This window comes from Agarivorans sp. (assembly GCF_050295395.1).
Taxonomy (GTDB): domain Bacteria; phylum Pseudomonadota; class Gammaproteobacteria; order Enterobacterales; family Celerinatantimonadaceae; genus Agarivorans.
In genome coordinates, this window is sequence record NZ_JBNKPP010000159.1 from 1 (window position 1) to 12339 (window position 12339).

12 protein-coding genes are annotated in these 12339 nt (G+C 46.9%); 4 read left to right on the top strand and 8 right to left on the bottom strand.

The features are described from left to right. Both ACQY6Q_RS09715 and metE read right to left on the bottom strand, forming a co-directional pair. Positions 1–750: MATE family efflux transporter (locus tag ACQY6Q_RS09715; RefSeq protein WP_427980733.1), on the bottom strand; the 750-nt coding region annotated here is incomplete at its 3' end. Between the two features lie 97 nt (positions 751–847). Beyond that, positions 848–3103 carry a 5-methyltetrahydropteroyltriglutamate--homocysteine S-methyltransferase gene (gene metE, locus ACQY6Q_RS09720; protein WP_427980764.1) on the bottom strand — a complete coding sequence of 752 codons (2256 nt, stop codon included), beginning with the start codon at positions 3101–3103 and terminating at the stop codon, positions 848–850. Between the two features lie 255 nt (positions 3104–3358). On the opposite strand from metE, the gene ACQY6Q_RS09725 reads away from it, so the two are divergent. Then, positions 3359–4270, top strand: coding sequence for a LysR substrate-binding domain-containing protein (locus ACQY6Q_RS09725; RefSeq protein ID WP_427980735.1), 912 nt, complete (start codon positions 3359–3361; stop codon positions 4268–4270). Between the two features lie 101 nt (positions 4271–4371). Beyond that, positions 4372–5394 (top strand): GGDEF domain-containing protein, encoded by a 1023-nt coding sequence (locus ACQY6Q_RS09730; protein ID WP_427980738.1) that lies wholly within the window; start codon positions 4372–4374, stop codon positions 5392–5394. Positions 5395–5404: 10 nt separating this feature from the next. On the opposite strand, the gene ACQY6Q_RS09735 is transcribed toward ACQY6Q_RS09730, so the two are convergent. Continuing rightward, entirely contained in the window at positions 5405–5692 is a 288-nt protein-coding gene (locus ACQY6Q_RS09735) for a hypothetical protein (RefSeq protein ID WP_427980741.1), read from the bottom strand. 266 nt (positions 5693–5958) lie between these two features. Here ACQY6Q_RS09735 and ACQY6Q_RS09740 point away from each other — a divergent pair, with 266 nt between their 5' ends. Beyond that, on the top strand, positions 5959–6918 hold the full coding sequence (locus ACQY6Q_RS09740) for an endonuclease/exonuclease/phosphatase family protein (RefSeq protein ID WP_427980744.1): 960 nt from the start codon (positions 5959–5961) through the stop codon (positions 6916–6918). Positions 6919–7063: 145 nt separating this feature from the next. On the opposite strand, the gene rarD is transcribed toward ACQY6Q_RS09740, so the two are convergent. From rarD to ACQY6Q_RS09765, 5 genes are all read right to left on the bottom strand, one after another. Further along, positions 7064–8005 carry an EamA family transporter RarD gene (gene rarD, locus ACQY6Q_RS09745; RefSeq protein ID WP_427980747.1) on the bottom strand — a complete coding sequence of 314 codons (942 nt, stop codon included), beginning with the start codon at positions 8003–8005 and terminating at the stop codon, positions 7064–7066. Between the two features lie 62 nt (positions 8006–8067). Continuing rightward, positions 8068–8649, bottom strand: coding sequence for a hypothetical protein (locus tag ACQY6Q_RS09750; RefSeq protein WP_427980750.1), 582 nt, complete (start codon positions 8647–8649; stop codon positions 8068–8070). Between the two features lie 89 nt (positions 8650–8738). Next, positions 8739–9386, bottom strand: coding sequence for an HAD family hydrolase (locus tag ACQY6Q_RS09755; protein WP_427980752.1), 648 nt, complete (start codon positions 9384–9386; stop codon positions 8739–8741). 22 nt (positions 9387–9408) lie between these two features. Next, positions 9409–10797: a YjiH family protein gene (locus tag ACQY6Q_RS09760; RefSeq protein ID WP_427980755.1), complete on the bottom strand. Its 1389-nt coding sequence runs from the start codon at positions 10795–10797 to the stop codon at positions 9409–9411. Positions 10798–11060: 263 nt separating this feature from the next. Beyond that, positions 11061–11447, bottom strand: coding sequence for a hypothetical protein (locus tag ACQY6Q_RS09765; RefSeq protein ID WP_427980758.1), 387 nt, complete (start codon positions 11445–11447; stop codon positions 11061–11063). 276 nt (positions 11448–11723) lie between these two features. On the opposite strand from ACQY6Q_RS09765, the gene ACQY6Q_RS09770 reads away from it, so the two are divergent. Next, positions 11724–12339: lysophospholipid acyltransferase family protein (locus tag ACQY6Q_RS09770; protein WP_427980761.1), on the top strand; the 616-nt coding region annotated here is incomplete at its 3' end.

Genomic DNA, 12339 nt, shown 5'->3' on the forward strand with positions numbered 1-12339 from the left:
CGGCGTGGCTACGTTGGTCATCATCGCGGGCCCCGCCACCTTTAATATCTCTCGGTTGTCTGCCACCCATAAACGCCAGTCAAACGCCGTTAGCAAATGGTGTTTCGCCGTGACCCCGTATAAAGCGACACCCGCCACGACAAAGCGCGCCAGCACCGAGGCTATCGCCGCCCCCGGCAAGCCAAGACCAAAAGCAAAAATAAACAGCGGGTCTAACAATGCATTCACCCCGCCGCCAGCTAAAGTCGACCACATGGCTCGCTTGGCATCCCCCACCGAGCGCAGCGCTGCCCCCGCACTCATTGCCAAACCAAGCACCGGTAGCGATGGAAGTAATATGCGTAAATAGTTAACCGCCAAATCATGGGTCGTGCCCTTGGCACCAATCAAACTCAATAAATCAGGGGCAAACCACCAAACCAATGCGGCAATGCTAGAGCTAATCAATAAGCCTGTGGCCAGTACATGGGTAACTAAACGACGTGCCCGAGCGATGTCTCGTTGACCTATCGCTTTAGAGACCAAAGCTGTCATCGCTATGGCTAAACCAATGGAAATAGAAGTAGTGAAAAAAGCGATAGTACCAGCATAGCCGACCGCTGCGGCCAACTCTGCTTCGCCTAATAAACTGATGAAAAATAGGTCGGCCAAATCCACCAAGAACAAGGCGGTAAGACCAATTGCATTAGTCGATGACATCAAAATGATGTGGCGAAAGATATTGCCACTAACAAACTTGGCCTTAGGCATAAGGGCTAACCAAACTGGAACTTAACCTTAGTGTAAGTGTATTTACCAGCAAAGTCATGAAGCCGCTGGCCCGTATAGACCAGCGGCGTTAAACGGCTTAAGCTAAACTCGTCCGCAATTGCTGACTCGCAAGTACCATGTTAGTTAATGCCGCTTCGGTTTGTTGCCAGTCACGGGTTTTTAAACCGCAATCGGGGTTCACCCACAACCGCGCTAAGGGAATCAACTGCGCAGCCTTGGTGATCAAGGCTTTGATCTCATCCACACTCGGAATATTTGGTGAGTGAATATCATACACACCTGGGCCAATTTGATTCGGATAATCAAACTCTTCAAAGGCTTGTAATAAGCTCATTGCCGAGCGCGACGTTTCTATGGTTAATACATCTGCATCCAAAGCCGCCACCGCCGGTAAAATCTCATTAAACTCGCTATAACACATATGAGTGTGGATCTGAGTAGTGGGTTCAGCGCTGGAGGCTGCCAACTGAAATGCAGCCACAGCCCAGTCTAAATAGGCCTGCCACTGACTACGTTTTAGGGGCATACCTTCACGAATCGCTGGTTCGTCGATTTGAATAATTTGAATCCCTGCCTGCTGCAAGTCATTCACCTCATCACGCAAGGCTAGGGCAATTTGTTCAGCAATCTGCTGACGGCTGATGTCCTCACGCGGGAAGCTCCAACTCAGTATGGTTACTGGCCCCGTCAACATGCCCTTCACCGGCTTAGCACTTAAAGACTGGGCATATTCGGCCCACTCAAGGGTTAGCGCTTGGCTGCGACTAATATCATCAACAATGATGGCGGGTTTAACACAGCGAGAACCGTAACTTTGTACCCAACCAAAACGACTAACGATGAAGCCATCAAGCTGTTCGGCAAAGTATTCCACCATGTCGTTACGCTCGGCTTCGCCGTGTACCAAGACATCTAAACCCAAACGCTCCTGACACTCTATCGCCTGTTTAATATGCTCGGCTAAGGCGGCCTTATAATCGGCTTCACTCAAGAGCCCAGCCTTGTATTCTCGACGTTGACGACGAATCTCTTGGGTTTGCGGGAAAGAGCCAATGGTAGTGGTAGGTAATAACGGCAATGCCAACTGTTGTTGCTGTATCGCTTGGCGCTCGGCAAAGCTAAGGCTGCGTTGACGCGGTATTGAGGCGGCTTGCGCCTGCTCTTCCTGAGTTAGCGGTCTAGCCTCGCGACTTAAGGCCGCGCTGTATTGGCGGGCTACCCGCAGCGCTTGTTTATCACCATTAATCGCCTCAGCCAGCAGCTGTAATTCGGTGAGTTTTTGCTCGGCAAAGGCAAGTCGGTACTCTGCATCACCTAGGTTACTTTCGGCCGCTAAATCTAAGGGACAATGTAATAACGAACAGGAGCTAGCCAACCATAGGCGCTCACCCAATTGCGCCTTTAATGCGCTATAAGCCTCGATAAGCGCAGGTAGATTAGCCCGCCAAACATTACGTCCGTTAATCACTCCCGCAGACAATACCCAGTGCTCAGGTAACCAGCTAAGTACCGCATCCAATTGCTCCGGCGCGGCACTTAAATCAAGGTGTAAACCATCCACGGCTAAGGCTTTAATCACCGAGGTATTATCCAAAACATCAGAGAAATAACTGGTTAAAAGAATTTTACAATCGCTGAGCGCTTGCTTATAAGCTTCCAGCAAAGCGCCTTTCCAAGCGAGATCGATTTCCAAACCAAGGATAGGCTCATCCACTTGAACCCACTCGATACCGCGTTCAGCCAAGGCCTGATAAATTTCTGCGTAAACCGGCAGTAGCTGCTTAAGTAACGACAAACGGTCAAAATCCTTGGCCGCGCCCAATTCGTTTTTACCCAAGTACAAATAAGACACCGGCCCTAAAATCACCGGCTTGACCTTGTGCCCGAGAGCCTGCGCCTCATCGACTTCTTCTAACAACTGGCGCCATTGCAGGCTGAACTGCGTTTGTTCTGAAAACTCCGGCACAATGTAGTGGTAATTGGTATTAAACCATTTGCTCATATCGGAAGCAGCATTGCAGCAACCACTGCCTTGCTGACCACGAGCGATGGCAAACATGCTGTCTAAACTCAGCTCTGCCGATTGATGGCGTCGAGGCAGGTTGCCCAGCATCATTGAGGTAGTCAGTACTTGGTCGTACCAAGCAAAGTCGCCTACCGTGACCCAAGCCTGACCCGCTTTTTGCTGTAGTTGCCAATTTTCTTCACGCAACTGCTTGCCTAGTGCAAATAATTCAGCTTGAGGGAGCTCGCCTCGCCAATAGGCTTCCAAAGCAAATTTTAACTGGCGCTGCTTACCAATTCGTGGGTAACCCAATACATGTGTGGTCATCATCTCTTATCCTTTAGCCGTCTAGATGTTTAAAAGGCCATATTGAGCAAGACATGCCACAAACACAATTGATAAAAAAACAAGTGAACTTGAAATTGACTCAAGTAGCTGACCAAGCCGCCGTGTTATTCGGCAGAGAAATTATAAAAAAATGAAATATTTTCACTTTAAAACAAGTCGTCCAGCCCCTCACTGTACAAGCGAGGGGGAGCCACTTAATCTGGGCAGAGACCGTTACCAAGAGAAGGAGAAGCAATGTTAGAACTAAAGCACCTGCGCTGTATTCAAGCCATTGCCACTAGTTCCTCCTTAAAAAGTGCCGCCGAAAAACTGTTTATTACCGACTCGGCGCTGTCTCATCAACTCAAAGATTTAGAGCAACGCATCGGCGAGTCATTGGTGATCAGAAAACAACAACCGCCTCGTCTCACTGCGAGTGGTCAAACCCTACTACAACTCGCGCAACAGGTATTGCCGCTCATCAAACATACCGAGCAACAGTTAAACAGTCCGCAGCAACGACTTAACTTAGCCCTTGATTGCCATGCTTGCTTTCAGTGGCTAGTACCCAGCTTGCGACAATTTCAGCAACAATGGCCCAGTGTGAATAGTCATTTTTGCCATGACCGGGATTACCAAGGTCTGCCCTTGCTGTTGGCTGGCGAGGCCGACTTGCTACTGAGTTCAGAATTTATTCCACAAGCCCAGCTTTGTTATCAAGCGCTATTTGAATATGAAATGGTACTCATTGCTTCGCCGCAGCACCCATTTAGCCCCAACCAGCCAATCCGAGCCGCCGATCTGCAGCAACACACCCTCATTAGCTATCCGGTGGCCAAGCAGCGGCTAGATGTTTATAACTACTTACTCAAGCCGCAGGCGCTAGAGCCAGCACAATGGAAATACGCCGACAATCCAGCCACCTTAGTGCAAATGGTCGCCGCCAACATGGGCGTCGCCGCCATGCCTTATTGGGCCGTAGAAAACTACCTACAACAACAACTGATTCAACAACACTCCTTCGAGCCAGCCATTTGGCGTCCTATGTATGCGGTATACCGTAACGATGCCGACAACCCACAACTATTAGAACGTTTTGTACAATTGATTAAGCAGTATGCCTTAAGCCACCTAGCAGGCTGTAGAAAACTCCCTACAGAGCCGTAAACAAGCTAACTTAAAGTTGACTGAATAGCTTAAATCATCTTATTTTTAAATACATAGCAATCAGTTAATTGCATTTTAGTAACCCCACTAAGGTTGGCAACATGGTAACAGGATGGTCTCCTGTCGAATATGCAGAACGGAAAATGAGTCTGGTGATGCACCTAGCAGGCTTTATCCCTAGCGCGTACTTCACCATCTTTCATTTGCTGTTTGGCATAAGCTGGTTTGGCTTGATTGTTTTACCCTGTACCTTGGCTGTTTTAACCTCATTATTTCTGCTGTTTAACCAACCCGAGTCTCAGCGCTATAAAACCGCCGATGTGTGGTTTTTATTATTAGCTATTCCCCCGGTGTTAGTCGCGCTTACCCAACCACAAATGCATGGCCAATACTTTGTTCCGGCATTAATTTTGGCTTGTTTTATTCACCTGCCGCTTTATGTCGCCGAGCGCTTAGTGTTTGCAGTAAGCCTTGTTGCTATCATCTTGGGTATGCAGCACCTTGGTTTACATCAAGGTTTGCGCTTTACTCTTGGCGTGATTGCCTCCCATATTTTTGCTTGGGGGCTAGCCAGAGTATTGGTAAAACAAAACATTGAATTGAAAGAGCTGGCCTTTATGGACTCGCTAACCCGTTGTTACAACCGGCGAGCCTTGTTTGACGAACTTCAAAAGGCCAAGCAGCAATATAAGCGTAGTGAGATTCACTGTAGCCTGATCATGTTAGATTTGGATCACTTCAAGCAAATCAACGATCAACATGGCCATCCACTTGGTGACCAAATTTTGCTGTGGTTTAGCCGCTTTCTGCAACAGCATACCCGAGTTAACGATCGGGTATTTCGTTATGGCGGAGAAGAATTTATTATTTTACTACACGACGCAGACTTCGATATGGCCTATCAAACCAGCGAAAAACTGTTAACGGAATTAATCAATCAACCCGCTCCCAAAGAATTAAAGGTGAGTTTTTCAGCGGGCATTGCCAGTTTTAATGGCAAGGAAAGTATCGATGATTGGCTAGAACGTGCCGACCAAGCCTTGTATCAGGCTAAACAAGCAGGCCGCCAACAAACTTGGGCCAAGCAAATCACCACAGTTAAACAAAACCACGCTAACAGTTAATCCGTTAAGCTTAGCTAACTGGCATACTGGCTTGTTCAGTTCGCCATAAGCGCTTACCACAGGCCAGGCAAGCGCATTCGCGACGATAATCCATTACACTCTCCAAGCCATATTCCCAGGTTTGTTCGCTATGACAATATTTACAGTTAAGTGGCTGCTCGGCGGGCTGCGAGCTGGCTTGGCGATACTCTTCTAGGGTGGGCAGTCGCAACCAAAGCTGCTCATGTCCTTCACGTCGATACAATACCAACAACATAACGACCAGAAACACTAGCAACAACGGCAACAACGGTAACATTAGACTCACCTTGTTAAATCTGTTTGAAAACTCAATCCAGCTTCAATACAGAAGCTAAACTCTTGCTTAATTGAATAAACAAAGCAAGAATAATGTCAAAAAAACAGCACCTGTTTAAGCTGGCTGTCAAATCTGTAAACGTTATAAAAAGTTTACGATTAGCCTAGCGGATTAATGTTGTTGCTTAGGCAAAATACTCTCTATTACTATTGGCTCTGTTTGCGCCAACCCAGCTCTTAAATAAGCCCGCCAAGGATAGGCCGATTATGCGAAAACTGCTGCAGCTCAGCTCGACTCTGTTAACACTGCTTAGCCTGCTATTAGCTGGCCTAGTGGCTTCACTTGCCCATTATCCAGATAACACCCTAGCGATTACCATCAGCTATTTACTGCTCTTTTCACCTCGCTGGTGGACATTGCTGCTGCTAGCATTACCGCTGTTACTGTTTCCTTTGCTCAAAAAATGGCAGTGGCTAGTTTGGGCGCTGTGTGCGCTGGTATTCGTTCGTTTTCAAGACATTCAACTAAACCTACCGCAACAACAAATTGGCGAGCTAAGGGTAATGACACTGAATAACGGTGGCGGCGCTAACGTCGAGCAAATTCGCCGTTTAGTGTCGTTTCAGCAACCCGATATTATCTTTATGCAAGAAACCAAAGCTGAAACCGTAAAACAAATATTTGACTCCAGCTGGTATAGCCATTGCGACAGCTTGTGTACCGTAAGCAGAACCCCACTAGAGCATGTCGGCAGTTTATCCAGAACGAGCCTAGGTGGCTGGGGGAATTTTGCAGTGTTTTATCACAGCCAGATCCAAGGAAAGACCATCAGCTTAGCCAATGTTCACTTTGAGACGCCACGCTCTACTCTAGCCGCAATCATCCATGGTGTAGTGGATAAACAAGAGTTTCAAGACTTGCACTTTGCCCGCAATATGCAAGCTTCTTTACTGGCCTCTTGGGCTAAGCAGCAAGACTACTACATTGCCGCCGGAGACTTTAATATGAGTGTTCAGGAGAATATTTACCAACGCTATTTATCAACTGAACGCAATGCCATAAATCAGCTTGGTAGCGGCATTAACTATACCAAATATACCTCTTGGCACGGCATAAGAATTGACCATGTATTGAGTTCAGCCAAACTAAGCTTTAGTGCCGCTCAGGTGTTAGCGCCGGTAGGCGGAGACCACCGCCCGCTGCTAGTTAGTATGAATATCCCCTAAACTTTTGCCGAGCTAAACCGAGAAAACCATCAAACGCCAACGCTCAAATACCTAACTTAGCCATTGGCCTGCGGCCAATCTTAGATTTAGCACCGCTCAGAAGTAAAACTCGTTGACCGAAGATCTCCGACCTCCAATAGGCGAGTTAGTGTGAATATCCCCTAGCCTTTTGCCGCGCTAAACTGAGCAAACCATCGACCGCCAATACCACTAGAGCTAACACTATAAATAAATAAGTGGGCCACTGGCCCTCGGCCAAACGCTCTCCAAGCAGCCAACCCACAACAAACACTAGCATAGGCTCTAGGTAAACCAGCAAACCAAACAGACTCATCGGCAAATAGTTTGAGGCAAATAAAAACAATAACATAGGCACCGTACCGGCAAACCCTAAGCCTACGTAATATAAGTTGGGGGCAAGCGAGTACCAGCTATCGCTTAAAGCATCGGCAGTCACGCCACTATCGTTAAAGTATAAATAGGCTAGAGCAATCGGCAGTAATAAGAGGTTATCTAAGGTAAAAGAGACCTGACTCGGTAAGGGGTATTTGCGGCGCAACATAAAGTACAAGGGATAGCCTAAGGCGATTAACAACACAACCCACGACAGGCCATCAGCCAATATATAGGCATAAGACACGCCCAGCGCCGCCAACGCTACCGCCAACCATTGCAGGCGGCTTAATCGCTCTTGATAAACAAAACGCCCAAGCAACACCAGCACCAAAGGCAAAGCAAAATAGCCCAAGGCCACTGACAGCGTATAACCATTAACTGGAGCCCAGATGAATAACCACAACTGCAATCCGACCAACAAAGCTGCTAAACACAATCTAGGCCAAGCTCGCCACGCTCTTAACTGTTGTAGCACTAAGGGAAACTGTTTGCAGGCAACCATTCCCAACAGCATCAGCAAGCTACTCCACAGAATTCGCTGCGCGGCCAGCCAATTACCACTGCTGTCATTGAGTGGATACTGATGGGTATACCAAGGCAAAAAGGCGAACATACAAGATGCCACCACAGAAGAAGCTAAACCCCAATATAGCCGGGATGATGAAGCACCAATAACAGACAAGTTCGCCACTTAAACGTTAGCTAAAAAACTGATTAAGCAGCAAATAGTCATGCATGGCAAGCCATTTTTAACTAGTGCAGAACCCGAGAAGCCGAGCTGGAGACGGTCATATAAGGATGACTACCACGAGCGGCAATCGCCTGCCATTGGCGCTGCATTTTAAGGTAAGGGCTAGCGCCATCATTGCGCTGAGCAAAATCATTTAAGATCACCCCCCAACGAAACTCATCCAGTTGTTGCTTAGGCACTTTACCTTCTCGTTTAGCTAAGGCCAATACCAAAGATTGAACCTTTTTCAGCTGCGGCGTAATAGCATGATTCACCCCATCGGTAACCAACACTGTTTGAAAGTCGGCCAACATGTTTTGCTTCAAGGCCTGCGCTTCATCCTCAGCTAAATCAGCCACAGCGATGGCTTCGGTTAATAAGCGCAACTGACACACTCGCGAGAAGTGACGGTAATCCTCTTGGCATAAATCGAAAAATAACATCACATAGCCGCTGTTTCGCTCAATCACAGCTAAACACTCATGCTGAGCCACGGCAAAGGCATGGGCGCTCCAGCTATGCGCTATGGCTGCGTGCTGTAAACAAGGAAGTTCTCGAGGAAGGCTAGCTTGTACATTGTTACTGATTTGAATTTCTATCATCATTTGCTCAAGTCGAATTGCGATAATTCAGTAAGAGCAAAAACAATGCCAGCCAGCAGCGTCAAAAAAACACGACTGGCGGATGGCCTCGCTTAGCGCAGCTCGTTTAAGGCTTCGCTAAGCGAACCACAGATCCGATGACCCAAGGATTTAAGCTGCTCGCTAGGTTCGATTAAATCGGGAATTTGATAAACGTGCATGCCCGCAGACACCGCTGCTCTCACTCCGTTATCAGAATCTTCAAAGGCCAAACAATGCTCTGGGGCCACCGACAAAGTACTGGCAGCGGTCAAAAAGATCTCTGGGTGAGGTTTGCTATGGGTGACCTGACATCCCGTTGAAAGACTGTCAAAATAATCAATCAACTTAGCATTAGTTAACTTAACCTGAGCCACTTGCCGATTAGAAGAAGTGGCCACCGCCATAGGAATGGCTTGGCTTTTCAGCCACTCTAATAGCTCTACCACACCTTCTTTTACCGGCAATGCCTGATGCATAGTAATTGCGTGGTACTTATCTAACCACAGCGCACGAAGCTCATCGTAGGGAAGTTCTGGGCCATAACCATCCACTATGATGCGTTTGATTTGCTGAGCATTAGTACCAATAATCTTTAAATACACCTGTTCTTTAAACTCAATCCCTAAGTCGTGACAGGCGGCTGCAAAGGTATCGTAAGATACCCGCTCACTATCGAGTAATAATCCATCCATATCAAATACCGCAGCTTGATAGCTCATGTGTTCTCCAGAAAACTGATACTTAAAAGAATAAATGGGCCATAGCAGCAATAATCGGCAAGGTTACAACGGTACGAATCAAAAATATCGCAAATAGCTGCCACAGTTTAACTGGTAATTGGCTGCCTAAAATCAAGGCGCCCACTTCCGATAGATAAATCAACTGAGTCACCGACACCGCAGCAATAACAAAACGGGTGATGTCGGCTTCAATTGACGCGGCCAAGATCGACGGAATAAACATATCGGCAAAACCTACCACTAAGGTTTCCGACGCTTTGGCAGCTTCTGGTAACTGTAACAGTTCTAATACAGGAATAAAGGGCTTACCCAAAATACTAAAGATAGGTGTATATTCCGCCACCACCAAGGCGACTGTACCCACCGCCATAATCACCGGCAGTACCCCCAACAACATATCTAATACATTGTGTAAGCCTTGCTTTAACAGCTGCTTAGGATGACTGGCTCGCCCGGCTTGTTGAATTGCCAAGTTATAAGCCCAGCCCGTAGTGGTGTATTCAGCGGGGATCACTTCATCATCTTGCTGGCGCGAAGAGCCATCAACAAACTGATCTTTAAAACCGGAAAGCGGGGGTAAACGAGGCACAATGATCGCCGCAGCCAAACCTGCTACACAAACGGTAAGGTAGAACGGCGCAAACATATGCTCTAAGTTAACTTGGGCCAATACCACTAAGCTGAAGGTAATAGAAACCGCAGAGAAAGTGGTGGCAATCACCACCCCTTCACGCTGAGTATAGTGCTTATCTTCATATTGTTTATTGGTTAGCAAAATACCTACGCTACCATCACCCAACCAAGAGGCAATACAGTCCACGGCGCTGCGCCCTGGCAAACCAAAAATGGGCCGCATCACTTTACTTAATAAAGTGCCGACAAACTCCAGTAGACCAAAATTTAGCAACAAGGGTAATAACAAGCCGGCAAAGATGAATACGCTTAATAAGGTCGGTAGCAAATCAGCTAAAATAAGGCCGCCGGTGTCTCCCGACCACAACGCCTCTGGGCCCACTTTAAAGGCACAAAGCAATACCAATAGCCAACCCAACATGCGTACCGAGTACCACACTTTAGACACTTGGAATAAGGCACTTAATAAAGCATGTTTGCCCAACCAGCTCGGTTTGGCAAACATGGCATAACTCGACATAAGAGCGCTAATGCTGATCAAACCCACAATCAACCATAGGGCACTATCACCAAGCAGAGCCACCAAGGCTTTGGCCAAAATGGCCACCGGAATGGTATAAGAGCCATCATAGGGTAATGGCAGCATAAATAAGAAAATGCCCAACATAGAGGGAACAATGAATTTCCAAGCTGGAACAGATGTTGGAGCCTTAGTCACCGATGAGGAAGGCACCGCTACCGACTTCGCGTCGCGCATATTAAATCACTCTTTCTTCAACAATTTGTGGTTATATTCACTAAGCGTGAATAGAATTTCGCGCAAGAATACAAGGAAGATTCACTTCAATCAAGATTTATTGACCAAGAAAAATACACATTACAAAATCTTCAACTAAATAAGGGTGAGTAGCCCTACAGACGAGAAATAAAATCAATAAACAGCGATAAACATGCAAGGCTAGATTGAGCTATGGCTGATGCTAGTCGCCGTGATTAAGACCTTGTTTTGCTTAGCGCTTATTAAAAGTCGCCGACTCGATAAGAGTATTCGGCCAGTTGAGCCTGACCAAGATAATGGCCGATAGATAATTGTTTAGCACTAGCATTAAAGTGAAAGCGCAGCTCAGGACTGAGCTGCCAGCGGCTGTCTTGAGCACGTCGCCAAAGCACTCGCTCTCCGTCTAACTGGCAAACATAACTGTGCGTTTGGCCCGCGTTGCTAAGGCGAAATTGCATCTCTTGCTGCTGACTACGGTAAAAATCAACGCTTTGCAAGGGGCTGCCTTGTAAGCTGGCTAGCGCCGCCTGGCAAATTTGCTGTGGACGAAAGCCACCCAAGTTAGGTTTGGCCGCGATTAAACAAGCAGCCAAAAATAGATAAAGCAAGCTACTTAGCGCTGGTTTCAAGATTCATCCTCCCCGCAACACATCTTTAGATTAACTCACTATGTGACATATTCAAGCCAGCAACAAGCGCCTAACACTCAGACCAACCCCCACGATAAAGCGGCCCATCGCGCAATGGAATCAGCGGCATACTACTCGCCTCAAACGCCACTTTAGATATAGATAAAACCAACAAAATCAAAATTAGCTCACGTGACAGCTTGCTAGTTAACACTTAATATACTGATTAATAAAATTTATTGCTTATTACAGCCGGACTTTGTTTAAGGGGCCAAAGTGCTATTACAACTTCTGTCACTTGCTATTCTCAGCTTTATCGCCCTCAGCTCGGTGGTGTTTTTTTTCTGTGCCTGCTTCATTTTCTTAGTTACTGTTTGTTTTGATAAACGGCTACGTGTATTGCACTACTTTACTTGTGCATGGGCCAGCTTATACCTGGTGATTGTGCCGCACTGGCAAGTCAGACGCCGAGGCCTACAGCTAGTCGACAAACAACAGGCCTATGTCATTGTGTCTAATCATCAATCGGGTTTGGACATTTTGTTGTCCTTCGCCTTATTCATTCCCTTTAAGTGGGTATCGAAAATTGAAGTTTTTAGGGTTCCCTTGATTGGTTGGAACATGTGGTTAAATCGCTATGTGGCACTGAAGCGGGGAGACAAAAACAGCATCAAAAAAATGCTCCGTCAGGCCGAGAAACATCTTAAAAACGGCAGTTCCATTTATCTATTTCCTGAGGGCAGTCGCTCCGCCGACGGCAAATTAAAGCCCTTTAAACTAGGCGCCTTTGCCTTAGCCAAACAAGCCCATGTACCAATTCTACCAATAGCTATTCATGGTACAGCCCAAGCGCTGCCCAAAAAAAGCCTAAAACTGACCGGTCATCACCCCA